The sequence below is a fragment of the Vandammella animalimorsus genome (genome assembly GCF_002285265.1).
Classification (GTDB): Bacteria; Pseudomonadota; Gammaproteobacteria; order Burkholderiales; family Burkholderiaceae_C; genus Lampropedia.
This window is the reverse complement of record NZ_NSJB01000001.1, coordinates 940,013-958,385: the sequence shown is the minus strand read 5'-3', so window position 1 is coordinate 958,385 and position 18,373 is coordinate 940,013. Positions and strand designations below refer to the sequence as shown.

Sequence of the window (18,373 nt, the reverse complement as noted above, 5' to 3'; positions counted from 1 at the left end):
CGGAAATTGGCGTTGATAAAGCAGTCTTGAGTTTCATTCATGGCAATTTCTTGATTTTTCATGCTCGTTTTCTATAACACTGCCCTCTGGCTGGCCCAGCCTTTTCTACGCCGCAAGCTGGCGCGGCGTGCGCAGGCTGAGCCCTTGTATGGCCAGTTTGTGGCCGAGCGTTTTGGCCGTTATGAGGCGCAGGCATTGGCTTTGTCCGCGCCGCGGCCGCTGTGGATTCATGCCGTCTCTTTGGGTGAAACCCGTGCGGCAGGCCAATTGATTGGGGCCTTGCGCGAGCGGATTCCCGGTTTGCCGCTGCTGTTGACCCATGGCACGGCCACGGGCAGGGCTGAAGGCGCCAAGCTGTTGCAGCCCGGCGATAGGCAATGTTGGTACCCGTGGGATACGAAGGGGGCGGTGCGGCGTTTTCTGCGCTGGCATCGGCCAGCCATGGGCCTGTTGATGGAAACCGAGGTCTGGCCGACGATGGTGGCGCAATGCCAGGAGATGGCTGTGCCACTGTGGCTGGTCAATGCGCGCTTGAGTGCCAAGTCGCAGGCAGCGGTGCAAAAAGGGCGTTGCCTGATGGGGCCGGCGTACCAAGGCCTGAGTGCAGTGCTGGCGCAGACGGAGGCCGATGCCCAGCGCCTGCGCGCAGTGGGCGCCCATGTGACGGAGGTCACTGGCAACATCAAGTTCGATGCTCGGCCCGATGCCGCGCAGCGTGCGCAGGGCCTTGGTTGGCGCCAGGCGTTCGAGCGCCAGACGGGCAAGCACATTGCGATGCTGGCCAGCTCGCGCGAGGGCGAAGAGGCCCAGTGGCTGGCTGCATTGCGCGCCCCTGTGGCAACTGTCGGCGCCAGCGGTGCCCAGGCGCCAGCGCTGCAATGGCTGGTGGTGCCGCGCCATCCGCAGCGTTTTGATGAGGTCGAGGGCTTGCTGAGGCAGGCCGGTTACGCAGTCTCACGCCGCAGTGCCTGGGGGGAGTCCGGCCCTCTAGGGGGCGGGTGCAGTGCCGCGGGCGATGCCCGGTCCTGCATTTGGCTGGGCGACTCCATGGGCGAAATGGCCTTGTATTACAGCCTAGCCCACGTGGCATTGCTGGGCGGCTCGTTCGCGCCGCTGGGGGGGCAAAACCTGATCGAGGCGGCCGCCTGTGGCTGCCCTGTGGTGCTGGGGCCGCATACCTTCAATTTCGCGCAGGCCGCTGACGACGCGGTAGCGGCGCAAGCGGCATTGCGGGTGGCCGACATGCCGCAGGCTGTGGCGCAAGCCCAGGCTGTGTGTCAGGCGCAAGCCCGCTGGCAGGCCATGCAGCTTGCAGCCAGCACATTCGCGCAACAGCATCGGGGGGCATTGGACCGGCTGGCCGATGCCGTGGCTCAAGCCTGGTGGGCGCAGGCGGCGTGAGCGCCTGGGCAATGCGCCTGCGCAAAATCCCTGTATGGGCCGAAAGGCGTTGACCGCGCTGGCCTGTACAGTGTGCGTAATGCACCGCCGATTGCACGGCTCGCCACCACGCCGGGCCGCGGCAGGCCAAGGCATGGGCAGGGGTCGAGGGGGCGCATAATGCGCAGCTCGCTGCTCATGCCTTGCGGGCAGATCGGTCTGCAAGGCATTTGTGCCGGCCCTGCGAGAGATGCTTGGCGTCGCTAAGGGGTTCGAGATTTGGTTTGCGAAGCGATTTTGCGCAGATCGCTGCACGAATAAAACCGATGCCTGTCGTGTCAAGGCAAGGCGCAAAGCACAGCGACACCGCCCGGCATCGCAGCGGTTTGCGCTTTGCCCTGCGCACGAATCCATTGATTTCATTGCATGCAACCATTGATGAGAGACCGCACCAATCGGGCATTGACCTGTGAGGCCTGTCAAGCCTGTGGGGCCCATGAATGGGCATCACCGCACCCGAGCGCCGGGGCCATGGGCAGGCCCGAGCGGAGCGCACAGCAGCAACAGGTTTCAATCAACCATCGTTCATCATGAGAGTGGCCAGCAGGCAAACGCGGCTCAAGACAACGCTGAGCGCACAAAAAGCCAAGGTGCGCGAGTACCGGGACTTCTTCCTGGCATGGCGCAAAAACCCCAAGGCCGTGGGCGCGCTGATGCCATCGAGCCCAGCGCTGGCGCGGGCCATCACGCGCCATGTGGAGCCGGGCACAGGCCCGGTTCTGGAATTGGGCGTGGGCACGGGCGTGTTCACCCGGGCCTTGCTGGCGCGCGGCGTGGCACAGCGCGATTTGATCCTGGTCGAGCGCGATGCGGCCTTGGCCAAGGCCTTGCAGCAGGCCTTCCCCGATGCCCTGGTCGTGACCGACGACGCCAGCCGCCTGGGGCGGCCCGGCCCGCAGTGCCATGCCAGCCTGCCGCCGTTGTCTGCGGCAGTGTGCGGCCTGCCCTTGCTGAACATGGGCCCGGCACAGCAACTGCGCATCGTGCGCAGCGTATTTGCCGCGCTGCAACCGGGCAGAGCCCTGTATTTGTTCACTTACGGCTGGCACTGCCCGGTGCGCCGCAAGGTGCTCGAGCGCCTGGGCATCGAGGCGCAGCGCATCGACACCGTCATGGCCAATGTGCCGCCGGCGCACGTCTGGCGGCTGCGCCGCATCCGTTGACGCTGGCGAATGCGCCCGATGTCGTGCGTGTGCCACGCTGCGACAGGCCAAAGGTGGTACATTCGTTTGCCTCTTCAGGCATTTTGTTGCAAAAACTTTCAGGCGATTGGCCAACTTCGACGGAGGGATGAACCATGGCAGCGATGGAGCGCTTATTGCGACTGATGGCGGAGAACAAAGCCTCCGACATTTACCTCTCTGCGCACTCGCCGGTGATGATCAAGATCCGCGGCGAGACCATTCCCGTCAACAACCAAGTGCTGGCGCCGGAGGCCACGCTCAAGCTGCTGGCGGAAGTCGTCCCCAAAGAGCGCATCGACGAGCTCAAGCACTGCGGCGAGCTGAACATGGCCGTGCCGTTGGAAGGGGTAGGGCGCTTTCGTATCAGCGCCATGCGCCAGCGCGGCAGCTATGCAGTGGTGATTCGCTACATCCCGCGCGACATCCCCGAGCTGGCCACGCTGCGCCTGCCGCCCGTCATGGAAGAGTTGGCCATGGAAAAGCGCGGCCTGATTCTGCTGGTGGGCGCCACCGGCTCGGGCAAGAGCACCACCATCGCGGCCATGATGGACTTGCGCAACAAGCTGGTGGCCAACCACATCCTGACCATCGAAGACCCGATCGAATACGAATTCAGCAACCGCCGCAGCGTCGTCAACCAGCGTGAGGTCGGCACCGACACGGAATCTTTGCAGATCGGCCTGAAAAACGCGCTGCGCCAGGCGCCGGACGTGATCCAGATCGGCGAGATCCGCGACCGCGAAACCATGTCTGCGGCCATGGCCTACGCCCAATCGGGCCACCTGTGCATCTCCACGCTGCACGCCAACAACAGCTACCACGCACTCAACCGCATTCTGAGCTTCTACCCCGTTGAAGTGCGCCCGACCATGCTTGGCGACCTGGCCGCCACCCTCAAGGCGGTGATCTCGCAGCGCCTGCTGCGCGGGCTCGATGGCCAGCGCATCCCCGCTGTGGAAGTGCTGCTCAACACCAAGCTGGTCTCGGAGCTGATCGAGGCCAGCGACTTCTCCGGCATCCGCGACGCCATGCAGCAATCCATGTCCGAAGGCTCGCAAACCTTCGAGGAATCGCTGGCCTTCATGGTCTCCGAAGGGCTGATCGACCGCAAGGAAGCCTTCAGCTACGCCGACTCGCCCACCAACCTCATGTGGCGCCTGCAAAATGACTTCGCCATGGCCGCCAAGGCCGCCAAGGCGCGCGTGCAATCGCCCGAAGCCGAAAGCGACGAGCCCTCGTTCACCGAATTCGCGCTGGACGTGCGCGACGAAGAAGCCTGAGCCACAACTTTGCTTCTTGTGGTGGGCAGCGCGTTCGCGCTGGGGCACGCCGCAGCGCCGCAGTGAAGGCCAGAGCGGGAGGGAGAGGTATGGCCAGTCAAACCACCATCGATGACACGCTGCGCTTTCTGATCGAACAGGCCTGCAAGGCGCCCTCGGGCCACAACACCCAGCCCTGGCTGTTCGAGCCCGGCGCGCAGCAAATTCGCATCCACCCGGACTTGCGCCAGGCGCTGCCGGTGGTCGATCCCGAGCATCGCGAGCTGTTCATCAGCCTTGGCTGTGCCGCAGAAAACCTCTGTCTGGCCGCCAGCACACGCGGCCTGCGCACGGTGCAGACAATCAGTCCTCAAGGCATCATCACCATCGCGCTGACGCCAGACCCCGCGCAGGGCGCAGACCCGCTGGCCGCCGCCATCGAGGAACGCCAGACCAACCGCTGCCGCTACGACGGCACGCCGGTGCCCGAAGAGCTGCTGCACGGCATCCTGGAGCAAGGCTGTGCCGAGCCGGGCATTGCGCTGCAGGCCTGGCCGCTGGGCTCGGCGCCCTTCGAGCGGCTGAGCGACTACATACAGCAAGGCAATGCCATCCAGATGCGCGATGCCGCCTTCAAGCAGGAGCTGCTGCAGTGGATTCGCTTCAACGCCGGCCAGGCGCGCAGCAGCCGCAACGGCATCAGCCATGCCGCGCTGGGCGCGCCCAGCCTGCCGGCGTGGATCTCCCGCCCCATCGTGCGCCATGCGCTCGATCCCGCGCGGCAAAACCGCAGCGATGCCCAGCGCCTGCGCTCAGCCTCGCACCTGATCCTGATCGGCAGCCACGAGGACAGCATCCCGGCCTGGGTGGCCACCGGTCGCAGTCTGCAGCGATTGCTGCTGCGCCTGACCAGTGCGGGCATCGCCCATTCCTACCTCAACCCGCCCTGCGAGGTGCCGGCGCTGCGCCAGCGCCTGGCGGCCGAGCCCTGGGTGCAGGCCCAGCCGCAAATCCTGCTGCGCATCGGCCATGCCAAGCGCCTGCCCGCTTCTTGGCGCAAGCCCATCGAGGCCGTGCTCTACCAAGCCGCTTGATGGCTTTCGAGCGCCGCGCTCGTTCGCGCCGGGTGGGCAATCGGCTACCATCGCCGCCGCGCGTGCCCGGCCACTGCCATGTGCCGCACGGCACTGCGCATTGCCGTTGCGCCCCATGCCCCAAGCTGCGCTGTTCACAGCGCGTGGCCGGGCGCCTTGTTCTGCCCCCGATTTGCCTGTGCCCGCGCCATGACCGAGCCCGCCTCCCCACTGCAAGCCAACGCCCTGGCCTTGCTCAAAGAATTGATCGCCAAGCCTTCCGTCACGCCCGAGGATGCCGGCTGCCAGGCGCTGCTGGCCCAGCGCCTGCAGGCCCTGGGCTTCGAGCTGGAGTGGCTGCCGGCCGGCCCGGCCGAGGCCCGCGTGAGCAACCTGTGGGCCATGCGCGCGGCAGTGCAGCCGGATGCGCCCACACTGGTATTTGCCGGCCATACAGACGTGGTGCCCAGTGGCGCCGAGTCGCACTGGAGCAGCCCGCCCTTCACGCCCGTCGAGCGCGATGGCCGGCTTTACGGGCGCGGCGCCAGCGACATGAAAGGCTCGATCGCCGCCTTTGTGGCCGCGCTCGAATCGGTGATTCAGCAGCAGCCCCGGCAGGCGCTGCGCCTGGCCCTGCTGTTGACCAGCGATGAGGAAGGCCCGGCCGTGCACGGCACGACCCACGTGATCGAAACCCTGCGCGCGCGCGGCGAGCGCCTTGACTACTGCATCGTGGGCGAGCCCACGGCGCAACAGCGCACCGGCGACATGATCAAAAGCGGCCGCCGCGGCAGCTTGAGCGGCCGCCTGCACGTGCACGGCGTGCAGGGCCACATCGCCTATCCGCACCTGGCGCGCAACCCCATCCACCAGGCCCTGCCGGCGCTGGCCGAGCTGGCAGCCACCGAGTGGGATGCGGGCAATGAGTTCTTCCCGCCCACCAGCTGGCAAATCAGCAACATCCGCGCCGGCACCGGCGCGGGCAACGTCATCCCGGGCGAGCTCGTGGTGGACTTCAACTTCCGCTTCAGCACCGAATCCAGCGATGCCCAGCTGCGCCAGCGCGTGCACGCCCTGCTCGATCGCCACGGCCTGGACTACACGCTGCACTGGACCCTGGGCGGCCAACCCTTTCTCACCCCCAGCGGCACGCTGGTGCAGTTGGTGCAGCAGGCCGTGGGCCAGGTCACCGGGCTCAGCCCCGAGCTGTCCACCAGCGGCGGCACCAGCGATGGCCGCTTCATCGCCACCCTGTGCCCGCAGGTCATCGAGCTGGGTCCGCCCAACGCCAGCATCCACAAGGTCGATGAACACATCGCTCTGGCCGATCTGGAGACGCTGGCGCGCATCTACGCGCAACTGCTGCAACTGCTGCATGCCCAGCATGTGGGAGCAGCCGGCGACAACACCCAGGCGGCGGCATGAGCAGTGCAATGAACGACGGCATCCGCGCCGGCATGATGATCGAGGCGGCCATCGCCCAGGCCGCTGCGCAGCTCGAGCGCAGCGGCGTGGCCTTTGGCCACGGCACCGACAACGCCTGGGACGAAGCGGCCTGGCTCACGCTCTGGTGCCTGGGCCTGCCGCTGGACACCGACCCGGCCAGTCTGGCCCCGCAGACGCTGGACAGCGCCCAGGCCCAGGCCTTGCAGGCCCTGCTGCAGCGCCGCATCAGCGAGCGCAAGCCCGCCGCCTACCTCACCCGCGAAGCCTGGCTGCATGGCGTGCCGTTTTACGTCGATGAGCGCAGCATCGTGCCGCGCAGCCTGATTGCCGCGCCCTTGCTCGAAGGCTGGCTTGACGCCTGGCTGCCCGAGCAAGGCGGCCAGGTACTCGACCTGTGCACCGGCAACGGCAGCCTGGCCGTGCTGGCCGCGCTGGCCTGGCCGCAGGTGCAGGTCGATGCCATCGACATCAGCGCCGACGCGCTGGCTGTGGCCGCCATCAACCGCGAGCGCCACGGCCTGCAGGCGCGCATCCGTCTGATCGAATCCGACGGCCTGCAGGCGCTGCAGCCGGCCCGCCCGCGCTACGACCTAGTGCTGTGCAACCCGCCCTACGTCAACAGCCGCAGCATGGCCGCGCTGCCCGGCGAATACCGCGCCGAACCGGCGCTGGCGCTGGCCGGCGGCGAGGACGGCATGGACTTCATCCGCCCCATGCTGCAAGCCCTGCCCGAGCACATGAACGACGGCGCGGCGCTGGTGCTGGAGATCGGCCACGAGCGCGCCCATTTCGAGCAGGCCTTTGGCCCACTGCAGGCACTGTGGCTGAGCGATGCCGAGGACGGCGGCGACGTGCTGCTGCTGGAAAAGGCCGAGCTGCTGCGCTGGCGCGCCGCGCAAGGGCGCAGCCCGGGCGCGTGAGCCGGCCGGGCGGCAGGGGGCAAGGGCAATGGACTGGGACAATCTGCGATTCTTTCTGGCGCTGGCGCGCACCGGCACCTTGGTCAATGCGGCGCGCACGGTGCAGGTCGATCACACCACGGTCAGCCGCCGCATCCAGGCGCTGGAGAAGCAAATGGGCGTGCCCTTGTTCGCCCGCGAGGCCTCGGGCCACCGCCTGACCGAGGCCGGGCGCCACCTGCTGCCGCAGGCCGAGGCCATGGAGGCGGCGTTTCTGTCGATCGAGAGCAGCTCGCTGGTCACGCAGGAGGGCCTGTCGGGCCTGGTGCGCGTGGGCGTGCCCGAGGGGCTGGGCACCCAGGTGCTGGCCGCGCCGCTGGCCGAGCTGGCGCGCCAGCACCCCAGCCTGGTGATCGACTTGCTGGCGCTGCCGCGGCTGGTGCACCTCTCGCGCCGTGAGGCCGACATCGTGATTTCGCTGGAGCGGCCCACGCGCGGCTCGGTGGTAGTCACCAAGCTCAGCGACTATGTGCTGCGCCTGTATGGCGCGCGCGATTACCTGGCACAACATGCGCCGATCGCCTCCATGGACGACCTGGCCGAGCACACCTTCATCTCCTACGTGGACGATTTGCTGTTTTCCAAGCAGCTGCAGTTTCTGGAGAGCTTTTTCCAGCCGCAGCACTTCGGCCTGCGCAGCACCAGCGTGCTGGCGCAGTACCAGGCGGTGCGCGCAGGCGCTGGCCTGGCCATCTTGCCGGCCTTCATTGGCGACAGGGACCCGGCGCTGGTGCAGCTGCTGCCGCAGCAGGCGCAGTTCCAGCGCACGTTCTGGATGTCCATGCCAGCGGAAATCCGCCATCTGGCGCGGGTGCAGGCCGTCTGGCAGTTTTTGCGCGACGTGGCCCGCAAGCCGCAAAGCGGGCTGTTGCCGCAGCCAGAGTGAACACGCTGGGCGATGAACGAGGGGGCAGGTCATGCAGCAAGGCAATGAATGGGATGGGGCCAGGCTGCTGCCCTGGCTGCAGCTGAGCCTGTGCGAGGGCATTGGGCCGCTGCGCGGCGCGCGGCTGCTGGCCCAGTTCGGCACGCCGCAAGCCGTGCTGCAACAGCCGTTGCCGCTGTTGCAACAGGCGCTGGGCTCGGCGGCGCTGGCGCAGCGCCTGTTGCAGCCCGATGAGGCCGAGCTGCAGGCCGCGCTGGCGCGGCTGCAGCAATGGCTGGGCCAGGCCGATGCCGATCTGGGCCTGGCCCACGCGGTCTGGACGCTGGACGACCCGCGCTACCCCTGGGCGCTGCGCCAGCTCGACGACCCGCCGCTGCTGTTGTATGCCGTGGGCCCGCGCGCCTGGCTGGATCCCCAGGCGCCCACGCCCTGGTGGCGGCGCTGCAGGCCCATGCTGGCGGTGGTGGGCAGCCGCCAGCCCACGGCGCAGGGCGCGCAGAACGCGCGCCAGTTTGCCCAGCAGCTGCAGGAGCTGGGCGTGTGCATCGTCTCCGGGCTGGCGCGCGGCATCGACGCCGCAGCCCATGAAGGCGCCTTGCTGGCGCAGCAGGATGCCGAGCCTGGGGCGCGGCTGGCCACCATCGCCGTGATGGGCACGGGCGCCGATCGCATTTACCCGGCCGCGCACCGCGCGCTGGCTCGGCGCATCGCCCAGCAGGGCCTGCTGCTGAGCGAACAGCCCTTGGGCATGCTGCCGCTGGCCACCAACTTCCCGCGCCGCAACCGCATCATCACTGGGCTGAGCCAGGCCGTGCTGGTGGTCGAGGCGGCGGAGAAATCCGGCTCGCTCATCTCCGCCCGGCTGGCTGCCGAGCAGGGGCGGGACGTGCTGGCCATCCCCGGCTCCATCCACTCGCCCCAATCGCGCGGCTGCCATGGCCTGATCAAGCAAGGCGCCAAGCTGGTGGACTGCGTGGCCGATGTGCTGGAGGAGTTGGCCGGGCCCACTGCGCCCAATGCCGCGCCCGATGCCGCAAGCACTGCGGCAACCAATGCCGATGCAGTTGCGGCGCAGGCCGTGGCGCGCGGTGCAGGGCGGGGCAGCAAAGGGCGGGGTAGCAAAGGGCAGGGTGATGATGCGCCGCCGCAAGAGGATGCGCCCGTCCAGGCCCTGGCGGCTGATGGCGCTGCGCCCGCAGCGCCGCCGGCGCAACCCAAGCCGCACGGGCAGCTCGGGCCACAGCAGGCGCTGCTCGAAGCCATGGGCTTCGACCCGGTCAGCCTGGAGCAACTGGAGGCGCGCACCGGCCTGCCCACGGCGCAGCTGCAGGCGTTGCTGCTGGAGCTGGAATTGGCCCAGGCCGTGGCGCGCATGCCCGGCGGCTGGTTCCAGCGCCTGGGCCTGGCCTGAGGGCCGGTCAAAACGCCCAGTCCTCGTCGGCCGTCACCTCGGTCTTGCCAATGACGTAGGACGAGCCCGAGCCGGAGAAAAAGTCGTGGTTCTCGTTGGCGCCAGGGTCGAGCGCGGCGAGGATGGCGGCGGGCACCTGGCAGCGCTCCTTGGGGTAGAGCGCCTCGAAGCCCAGATTCATCAGCGCCTTGTTGGCGTTGTAGTGCATGTAGTGCTTGACGTCCTCAGTCCAGCCCAGGCGGTCGTACAGGTCGGCCGCGTAGCGGTACTCGTTGGCCATCAGCGTTTGCAGCGTCGCGTAGGTAAAGCGCTGCAGCTGCTCCTGCCGGGGCAATGGCTGGCGCTGGTATTGCTGCTGGAATTTGTAGCCGATGTAGTAGCCGTGGCAGACCTCGTCGCGCAGGATCAGCCGGATCAGGTCGGCCGTGTTGGTCAGCTTGGCCTTGCTGGCCCAGTAGAAGGGGCAGAAAAAGCCGCTGTAGAACAGATACGACTCCATCAGCACGGACAGGATCTTGACCTTGAGCGGGTCGTCGCCCCGGTAGGCGCGCGCGATGATGGCAGCCTTTTCCTGCAACCAGGGGTTTTCCTCACTCCAGCGGAAGGCGGCGTCGATCTCCGGCGTGCTGCACAGGGTCGAGAAGATCGAGCTGTAGCTGCGCGCGTGCACCGCCTCCATGAAGGTGAAGTTGGCGAATACGGCTTCTTCGTGCTGGGTTTGCGCATCGGCAATCATGCGCGGCGCGCCCACGGCGGCCTGCACGGTGTCGAGCATGGTCAGGCCGGTGAATACGTGCATGGTGGTGCGCTGCTCCTGCTCGCTGAGCGTGCGCCAGGATGGCAGATCGTTGGACAGCGGCACTTTTTCCGGCAGCCAGAAGTTGCCGGTGACGCGGTTCCACATGGCCAGGTCCATGGGGTCTTCGAGCTGGTTCCAGTTGACGGCGCGGGTGATTTTCAGATCCATGGCGGTAAAGGGGGCGGTGCGGCAGTTCAAATCTCTGGCTTGAACAGGCCCTTAGCATAGATGTGATGGAATGGATTTATAGCAATTGCTATAAGCAAATTTATAGCACAGGCGAACACGTGTTGCGGCGCTGCGCGGCGCAAGCGTCGGCCCAGTCGCTGGCCCTACAATCGCGCGGCATCCTGAGGGGGCGCATGGCCGGCGAAGGCGCATGCTGCCAAGTTTTTTCTGTTGTTTCATGCCACAAGATTTGATTCATGACCCCGAGCGCGGCGACGCGCCGCAGGCTGGCGAGCCGCCCGTGCCGCCGCCGCTGCCAGTGGCCGCGCTGGCCGCTGGCGACGATGATTCCTCGCTGGCGGCCTATGCGCAGCGCGCCTATCTGGAATATGCGCTCTCAGTCGTCAAGGGCCGGGCGCTGCCCGACGTGGTCGATGGGCAAAAGCCCGTGCAGCGGCGCATCCTCTACACCATGGCGCAGATGGGCCTGGGCTACAGCGGCAATGCGCCGGCCAAGCCGGTCAAGAGCGCGCGCGTGGTCGGCGACGTGCTGGGCAAGTACCACCCGCATGGCGACAGCGCCGCCTACGATGCGCTGGTGCGCATGGCGCAGGACTTCTCGCAGCGCTATCCGCTGATCGACGGCCAGGGCAACTTTGGCAGCCGCGATGGCGATGGCGCGGCGGCGATGCGCTACACCGAGGCGCGCCTGGCCAGGATCACGCGCCTGCTGCTGCAGGAGATCGACCAGGGCACGGTGCAGTTCGTGCCCAACTACGACGGCGCTTTTGAGGAGCCGCGTCAGCTGCCGGCGCGGCTGCCGTTCACGCTGCTCAATGGCGCCAGCGGCATTGCCGTGGGCATGGCCTGTGAGATCCCCAGCCACAACCTGCGCGAAGTGGCCGATGCAGCCATTGCGCTGCTGAAGTCGCCGCAGCTGGCCGATCAGGAGCTGTTCGCGCTGCTGCCTGGGCCGGACTTTCCCGGCGGCGGGCAAATCATCAGCGCCGCGGCCGACATCGCTGCGGCCTATCAGAGCGGGCGCGGCTCGATCAAGGTGCGCGCGCGCTGGGTGATGGAAGAGCTGGCGCGCGGCCAGTGGCAGATGGTGGTCACCGAGCTGCCGCCGGGCGTCAGTGCGCGCAAGGTCCTCGAAGAAATCGAGGAGCTGATGAACCCCAAGGTCAGGGCCGGCAAGAAATCCCTCACGCAGGAGCAGACCCAGCTCAAGGCCACGGTGCAGGCGGTGCTCGACGGCGTGCGCGACGAATCCAACAAGGACGCGCCGGTGCGCCTGGTGATCGAGCCCAAGTCCAGCCGCATCGACGCGCAGGAGCTCATGGCCACGCTGCTGGCGCACACCAGCCTGGAGAGCTCGTGCAGCATCAACCTGACCATGGTGGGCATCGATGGGCGGCCGGTGCAGAAATCGCTGCGTCAGGTGCTGCTTGAGTGGATCGAGTTCCGCCAGCAGACCATCACGCGCCGCAGCCAGCACCGCCTGGGCAAGGTGCTCGAGCGCATCCACATCCTCGAAGGGCGGCAGCTGATCTTGCTGAACATCGACGAGGTGATCGCCATCATCCGCGCCAGCGATGAGCCGAAAGCGGCGCTGATGGCGCGCTTTGCGCTCAGTGAGCGCCAGGCCGAGGACATCCTGGAAATCCGCCTGCGCCAGCTGGCGCGGCTGGAAGCCATCAAGATCGAGCAAGAGCTCAAGGAGCTGCGCGCCGAGCAGGACAGGCTCGAAGACATCCTGGCCAACCCGGGCAGCCTCAGGCGCCTGATGGCGCGCGAGATCGAGGCCGACGCCAAGGAGTTCGCCGATGCGCGCCGCACGCTGATCCAGGAGGAAAAGCGCGCCGTGGCCGAAGTCAAGGTGCTCGACGAGCCGGTGACGGTCGTGGTTTCGAACAAGGGCTGGGTGCGCGCGCGCAGCGGCCACGGCCACGATCCGCAGGGCTTTAACTTCAAGGCCGGCGATGGCCTGTACGGCACCTTCGAATGCCGCACGGTGGACGTGATGCTGGCGCTGGGCAGCAATGGGCGCGTCTATTCCGTGCCGGTGGCCAGCCTGCCTGGCGCGCGCGGCGATGGCCAGCCGCTGACCACCCTGATCGAGCTGGAAAAAGGCACCGATTTGCTGCACTACTTTGCCGGGCCGCTGCAGGCGCGCCTGCTCTTGAGCAGCTCGGGCGGCTATGGCTTTGTCGCGCAGGTCGGCCACATGGTCTCGCGCCACAAGGCGGGCAAGGCCTTCATCAGCGTGGGCGAGGGCGAGCGCCCCTGCGCCCCGTCACTGATCGACGGCGGCAGTCAATCGCAGCCGCTGCCGCCGGCCAGCCACGTCTGCGCGGTCTCCGCCGCCGGGCGCATCCTGGGCTTTGCCTTGACGGAGGTCAAAGCCCTGGCCAACGGCGGGCGCGGCGTGCTGCTGCTCGATCTGGAGCCCAAGGACAGCCTGGCCGGTGCGGCCGCCTACACGCGCAGCGTGCGCATCGCCGGTCTGGGTCGCGGCGGCAAGCCGCGCGAGGAAACCCTGGAAATCCGCAGCCTGAACAACGCCCTGGGCAAGCGCGCGCAAAAAGGCAAGAAGGGCGACTTCGGCTTCAAGCCCGAGAGCGTGCAGCGCGTGCTGTGAAGTTCGCGCGCGCCTTGGCGCGCGCCCTTCAATAGCGCGGCACCTGCGCGTCGAACTGCGCCCAGGCGTCGATGCCGCCGACCACATTGCCCAGGCGCTCAAAACCATTGGCCTGCAAAAACATCGCCGCATTCAGGCTGCGCATGCCGTGGTGGCACATCAGCGCCGTGGGCCGGTCGGGGTCCAGCCGGGCCAGCTCCGAGGGCAGGTTGCCCAGCGGCAGATGCAGCAACTCGCAGCCCGGCTGCGCAGGCAAATGCGCCAGCGCCCATTCCCAGGGCTCGCGCACGTCGATCAACAGCGGCGGCTGGGCATAGTCCTGACGCGCCGCCCAGGCGGCAAACTCAGCGGGGGCAATGGCTTCGATCACGGGGCAGGCTCTCCATGTGCAAATTCAGTGGCGATGGCGGGTTGGGCGCCGATGGTAGCGGCGAATCGCCCTGGCTGCGGGCTTGGTGAAGGTCTGGTGCGGGCCTGGCGGCGCTGCCGCTGTGGCTGGGGGCGCAGGCTCAGCGTCGCCAGTCGATGCGCTCGAACAGCCGCTGCAGCTTGGCCGCACGGGCCGGATTGAGGCTGCGGCACCAGGCAATGCGGCCTTGCAGATGGGCGCGGAAATCGCGGTGTGCATCGCGGTTCTCGCTGCTGGGGCCGTGCAGCACGCACTGGTGCAGTATGGCCTTGAGCTGGTCGTAGGCCGCGCGCGGCAGATTGGGGTGGGCGTTGATGCAAATGCCCGTGAGGTAATGCGCCTGGCTGGCCGTGTACAGCCCGCATTTGGCCTCGTTCAGCACAAAGCCTTCTTCATGGACGATGCGGCGCACCAGGCGCTGCATGCGCAGCAGTTGGGCGCGGGGCAGTTGCGGCAGGGAAATGGCCAAGTCGTCCACGTAGCGTGTGTAGCGCCCCTGCAGCGCGGCCGCGGCGGCGGCCAGGCGCATGTCCAGCCGCGCCGCGGCCAGATTGGCCAGCAGCGTGGAGCTGGGCGCGCCCTGCGGCAGATGGCGCGGGCCATAGAGCTGGCGCAACTGGGCCTGCTGCACGGCCAGGCTGGGGGCGGCGCCTGCGCCGCATGGGGCGCTTTGTGGCGGCGCAGCCCATGGTGCCGTGCGCAAAACGCCATGGGCTGTGCGTGTGGTCACCAAGGCCGTCAGCACACGGCACACGGCCGGGGTGTGGCCCAGGCAGGCAAAAATGGCGTGGATGCGTGCGGCGCGGATGCTGGGGAAGAAATCGCGCAGGTCGAACTTCAGCAGCACGGGCATGCCTGAATGGGCCTGCGCGTGGCTGATGGACGATCGCCCGCGCACGCCGCCGTGGGCAGCGTTGTGCAGCGGGATGGGGGCCAGCAGCTCTTGCAGAATGCGCCGCTGAATTTGCTTGAGCCGCGCCTTGGGCGCCTCGATCAGCCGCGGCAGGCCGCCTTGCCCTTTGGGCAGCCAGTGGGCGCGGTAGTGCGCCAGCTTGGGGCTTGGGGCAGGGCGATCCTGGCAGTTGGCCAGCCAATCGAGCTGCCCAGGCTCAAGTTCCAGCCAGGCGGCGATGTCGCCCACTTGGGCCAGGGGCGGCAGTTCCCGCACAAAGGGCTGCAGCTTGGCAATGGCCGGCGGCTTGGGCGGTGGCGGGGGCAGGAAAAACCCCTTGATGCGCCATGGCGCATGTGCGGGAGCAGTGCCCCAGGCTCGCCGCAATGCCGGGCACTGGGCCACCGCATCGGCCACGGCCTGCAGATGGGCACTGCCCGGCGCTGGGCCAGTCGCTGCGCTTGCAGCCTTGCGACGCTGCGGCCGCGCCGGCAGGGCGAATGGGGGCTGGGCATGCAACTGGCGCACCAGCTGGCGCAACCAATCGGGCGAGGCGCCGCCCCGCGCCAGGCCCAGCGCCCGCCGCAAACGGGCCTGCATGGCCATGGGCGCCCACGGGCCCGCAAGCAGCGCCCGCGCCAGATGCTGGGCAAAGGCGCGCAGGGCAACATCGTCGTGCGGATTCAGGCCCATGGGGTGTGGCAGTGCAAATGCCATGCGCAGCGCGCGCTGGCTGTGAAGTGCAGGGGTGGCGCGCGGCTTCAGCCCGTCGTGTCCTGGCTGTGCGGTGCATACCCTGGGGTATGTGGGGCACAGCCGCTGTGATTTCCAAGTGTGTCTGCATCCATGGGGGTGCCCCATGGTCATGCGGTCGCCATGGGCGATGCCAGTGAAGACCTGCATGCACCTGAAGCGCGCGCCGAAGTGGATTCTAAAAGTCTGTGCAGAACATCGGCGCTGTCACGGCATGGACAGCGGCAGGCCGGCCGGGGCTGCGGCCTGCGCTATGGTGCGCGGCATGAAAGTCTTTCCCGGTTACGCAGAGCTGGCGGCGTGCAAAGGCCAGCAGGTGGCAGTGAGCGATTGGCAGACCATCACGCAAGAGCAGGTCAATCTGTTTGCCCAGGCCACGGGCGACCACCAGTGGATTCACGTCGATGCCGAGCGCGCGGCCAAAGGCCCGTTTGGCACGACCATCGCGCACGGCTTCCTGACCCTGTCGCTGCTGCCCAAGATGATGGAGCAGGCCGTGCGCATCGAAGGCGTGGCCATGGGGGTGAACTACGGTCTGAACAAGGTGCGCTTTACCTCGCCGGTGCCGGTGGGCAGTCAGCTGCGCGCGCGCATCACGCTGCTGGAGACGCAGCCGCTGGAGCAGCAGGGCCTGCAGATTGGCTGGCATGTGGAAATCGAGCGCCAGGGCCAGGACAAGCCCGTGTGCGTGGCCGAAACGATCGCGCGGGTCTATGGCGGCAGGCCTTGAGGCCGGGTGCTGCCGCGGCCAATACGCCGCCCGCCCTGCAGTAGAATCGCGCGCCCAGCGGCGCAGGCTTTCGCCTTGCGCTGCGCCGAGTCAACGGCAGTAAGCCCGGATGATGGAATTGGTAGACATACCGGACTTAAAATCCGGAGCTTTCGGGCGTGCGGGTTCGATTCCCGCTCCGGGCACCATCCATTGCAGTCAATTTCCGAAAAAATCGGAAATTCCCTAAGATAGCCGCCCTTCGGGGCGGCTTTTTTTCGCCCGTTTCCGCAACTACCGACAACCGACGGCCCCAAAAAGGCCCAACGAAAAGCCCAACGAAAAGCCCAACGAAAAGCCCAACGAAAAGCCCAACGAAAAGCCCCCAAGAATGATTTGATGAAAACCAGGAATGCAAAGGGGCGAGGCGTAAATATTTTTGAAAGGAGTGAGTGATGAAATCAGGCAAAAAAATTTTATTTTTCCAGCCGCTGATGGCTCTGATTTTTCTTGTTGCGCTGCCCATGCCGGCTGTCAAGGCGTTTGATTATGGGTACATGGCAGACAATTATTTCTATACTTGGCATATTGATGACTCGGTGAGGCGTGATATGTTGAGAAATCAACAGAAAAAATATCGCAAGACCTACGATCAAGCCAAGTCAAAGAGCAGTGCTGGCGGCAAGCAAAAGGCGGCTGATGCAGACCGCTACACCCACTCGAGCAGCCTGAGCCAGAAGATCAGCGATCAAATGGTGCAAACCCTGCGCAAAAAGCTGCAATCGAAAAATCAGCTCACGCCCGAGGCTGAAAAAGCCCTGAGCCAATTGGCCAATGCCAACTTGATCGGGCAAGTGCAGCAAGCGCTCAAATCCGATGGTTACCACCCCGATAGTGTGGCCGTGGCGATGGCGTATTGGGTGCTCGTCAATTACGGCATTGCCCAGCAGGCGGACCTTTCCCAAATCAAAGGGCATGGCCTGGTGCAGCAGTTGCAAGCGGCCATGGGCCATGGTGACCTGGCCACTGCCAGCCATGCCGACAAGCAGGAAATGGCCGAAGTGCTGTACTGGATGGGCAGCTTGCAAATGGCCATGTATATAGAGGCGCAGCAACACAAGAACCACCAGGCCATGGCGACCCTTGTGAGTGATGCCAAAGCGGCCTTGGGGACGATGGGCTTGAGCGTGGACAGCATTGGGCAAGGGCGTAATGGACTGGAGCTGCGCTGATGCCGCACGGCGTTGAGGCGTTGGTCGGCGCCTCATTGGGCGGGCTCGCGACGGCCCAGCGACTGACAGGCGCCCATGGGCTTTCCTGGCGCGCCGAGTGCGGCTATAATCTGCGCCGTTTTGCATTCGATCAGAGGCTTGCGTTGGATTGGGCGGACATCAAGACCGCCCTTTTTTGTTTCTGCGTTCTGGCTTCTGGGCCTCTTTTGGGGGCTTGCAAGCTGCGCGTGGTTTGTTGCCGGCCCTGGGCCAGGCAAGCAGGCCCGGCCTTGCGGGATGCGCTGGCGGAGTGTCGCGCTGCAGGCAGGGCCTGTGCGGCCGACGGTGTGGCTGGTTTTGGCGCCTTCTTCGATGTGGTGAAGAGGGCCTGCACGACCCGGGGTTTCGCCGCCTGCGGGTTTTTGTTTTTTGGAGACGGGCGACTTGCGCGCGGGCCACCGCGCGCAGGGCCGATGAAAGGGGCAGGGCTTGGCATTGCAGCAAGTGGTGGAGCAGACCGTTGCCGGTCTGGGGTTTGATTTGGTGGAGGTGGAACGCTCCGCCGGCGGCTTGCTGCGCGTGACCATCGATGTGCCCTGGCAGGAGCCGGCCCAGACGGGGCCTGATGCGCCCGATGCGTCTGATGATGCGCTCGGTCAGGGTGTGCCGGCGCAGTCGGGCGCACCCCTGGCGGCCATCACGGTCGAGGATTGCGAGGTGGTGACGCGCCAGCTGCAGTTTGCGCTGGAGGTCGAGGGCGTGGACTACGCCCGGCTGGAGGTTTCCTCGCCCGGCATCGACCGCCTGCTGCGCCATGAGCAGGACCTGCGCCGTTTCTCTGGCGAGGTGGTGGACGTGGTGCTCAAGCAGCCCATTGGCGCGGCGGCGCAGGGCCAGGTCAGCGCCAACCGCAAGCGTTTTCGCGGCCAGTTGCAGGCCGGCCAGGAGCCTGGCCAGTGGCAGGTGGTGTGGACCGACGAGCCCGAGCGCAAGCCGGGCCAGAAGGTCAGCAAGAAGTACGTGCCGCCGCCGGCGCAGGCGCTGGGCTTCACGCTCGATGAGGTCAAGGAGGTGCGGCTGGCGCCCATCGTGAATTTCAAAGGGCCAGGAGCCTGGGGGCGCTGATGGGCCCT

Annotated in this window: 15 protein-coding genes and 1 tRNA gene; 13 read left to right on the top strand and 3 right to left on the bottom strand. The window is 66.8% G+C overall.

All coding sequences use genetic code 11. From position 1 onward, the window contains the following. The first annotated feature begins 60 nt into the window (after positions 1 to 60). The 8 genes from CK625_RS04065 to dprA all read left to right on the top strand — a co-directional run bounded on the left by CK625_RS04065 (position 61) and on the right by dprA (position 9,658). Positions 61 to 1,401: a 3-deoxy-D-manno-octulosonic acid transferase gene (locus CK625_RS04065; protein ID WP_095538918.1), complete on the top strand. Its 1,341-nt coding sequence runs from the start codon at positions 61 to 63 to the stop codon at positions 1,399 to 1,401. Between the two features lie 569 nt (positions 1,402 to 1,970). Further along, a complete protein-coding gene (locus CK625_RS04060; protein ID WP_238945487.1) occupies positions 1,971 to 2,603 on the top strand; it encodes a class I SAM-dependent methyltransferase in 633 nt (210 codons plus the stop codon). A gap of 134 nt (positions 2,604 to 2,737) precedes the next feature. Continuing rightward, positions 2,738 to 3,904 (top strand): PilT/PilU family type 4a pilus ATPase, encoded by a 1,167-nt coding sequence (locus CK625_RS04055; protein WP_095538917.1) that lies wholly within the window; start codon positions 2,738 to 2,740, stop codon positions 3,902 to 3,904. A gap of 89 nt (positions 3,905 to 3,993) precedes the next feature. Next, complete coding sequence (locus CK625_RS04050; protein WP_095538916.1) at positions 3,994 to 4,977, top strand: Acg family FMN-binding oxidoreductase; 984 nt, start codon at positions 3,994 to 3,996, stop codon at positions 4,975 to 4,977. A gap of 189 nt (positions 4,978 to 5,166) precedes the next feature. Next, complete coding sequence (dapE, locus tag CK625_RS04045; protein ID WP_095538915.1) at positions 5,167 to 6,381, top strand: succinyl-diaminopimelate desuccinylase; 1,215 nt, start codon at positions 5,167 to 5,169, stop codon at positions 6,379 to 6,381. Positions 6,382 to 6,413: 32 nt separating this feature from the next. Beyond that, on the top strand, positions 6,414 to 7,322 hold the full coding sequence (gene prmB / locus CK625_RS04040) for a 50S ribosomal protein L3 N(5)-glutamine methyltransferase (protein WP_429001294.1): 909 nt from the start codon (positions 6,414 to 6,416) through the stop codon (positions 7,320 to 7,322). A gap of 28 nt (positions 7,323 to 7,350) precedes the next feature. Continuing rightward, entirely contained in the window at positions 7,351 to 8,247 is an 897-nt protein-coding gene (locus CK625_RS04035; protein WP_095538914.1) for a LysR family transcriptional regulator, read from the top strand. Between the two features lie 31 nt (positions 8,248 to 8,278). After that, entirely contained in the window at positions 8,279 to 9,658 is a 1,380-nt protein-coding gene (gene dprA / locus CK625_RS04030) for a DNA-processing protein DprA (RefSeq protein ID WP_095538913.1), read from the top strand. 7 nt (positions 9,659 to 9,665) lie between these two features. Here the strand turns inward: dprA and nrdF are convergent, their stop codons facing one another. Then, the gene (gene nrdF / locus CK625_RS04025; RefSeq protein WP_095538912.1) at positions 9,666 to 10,625 is read right to left on the bottom strand and encodes a class 1b ribonucleoside-diphosphate reductase subunit beta; all 960 of its coding nucleotides are present in this window, start codon (positions 10,623 to 10,625) and stop codon (positions 9,666 to 9,668) included. A 238-nt stretch (positions 10,626 to 10,863) separates the two neighbouring features. Here nrdF and parC point away from each other — a divergent pair, with 238 nt between their 5' ends. Continuing rightward, on the top strand, positions 10,864 to 13,266 hold the full coding sequence (gene parC / locus CK625_RS04020; protein ID WP_095538911.1) for a DNA topoisomerase IV subunit A: 2,403 nt from the start codon (positions 10,864 to 10,866) through the stop codon (positions 13,264 to 13,266). Between the two features lie 28 nt (positions 13,267 to 13,294). Here parC and CK625_RS04015 read toward each other — a convergent pair whose 3' ends face one another. Both CK625_RS04015 and CK625_RS04010 read right to left on the bottom strand, forming a co-directional pair. Further along, positions 13,295 to 13,636: a rhodanese-like domain-containing protein gene (locus CK625_RS04015; RefSeq protein ID WP_095538910.1), complete on the bottom strand. Its 342-nt coding sequence runs from the start codon at positions 13,634 to 13,636 to the stop codon at positions 13,295 to 13,297. 139 nt (positions 13,637 to 13,775) lie between these two features. Continuing rightward, positions 13,776 to 15,284 (bottom strand): reverse transcriptase family protein, encoded by a 1,509-nt coding sequence (locus CK625_RS04010; protein ID WP_172425080.1) that lies wholly within the window; start codon positions 15,282 to 15,284, stop codon positions 13,776 to 13,778. A gap of 301 nt (positions 15,285 to 15,585) precedes the next feature. Between CK625_RS04010 and CK625_RS04005 the strand changes: the two genes are divergently transcribed. The 4 genes from CK625_RS04005 (at position 15,586) to rimP (ending at position 18,365) form a co-directional block, all read left to right on the top strand. Beyond that, complete coding sequence (locus CK625_RS04005) at positions 15,586 to 16,050, top strand: MaoC family dehydratase (RefSeq protein ID WP_095539089.1); 465 nt, start codon at positions 15,586 to 15,588, stop codon at positions 16,048 to 16,050. 103 nt (positions 16,051 to 16,153) lie between these two features. Then, positions 16,154 to 16,238, top strand: a tRNA-Leu gene (locus tag CK625_RS04000). Between the two features lie 246 nt (positions 16,239 to 16,484). Beyond that, positions 16,485 to 17,261, top strand: a complete 777-nt coding sequence (locus CK625_RS03995; RefSeq protein ID WP_095538908.1) for a DUF6683 family protein — start codon at positions 16,485 to 16,487, stop codon at positions 17,259 to 17,261. A gap of 468 nt (positions 17,262 to 17,729) precedes the next feature. After that, complete coding sequence (rimP, locus tag CK625_RS03990; protein WP_095538907.1) at positions 17,730 to 18,365, top strand: ribosome maturation factor RimP; 636 nt, start codon at positions 17,730 to 17,732, stop codon at positions 18,363 to 18,365. Positions 18,366 to 18,373 lie beyond the last annotated feature (8 nt).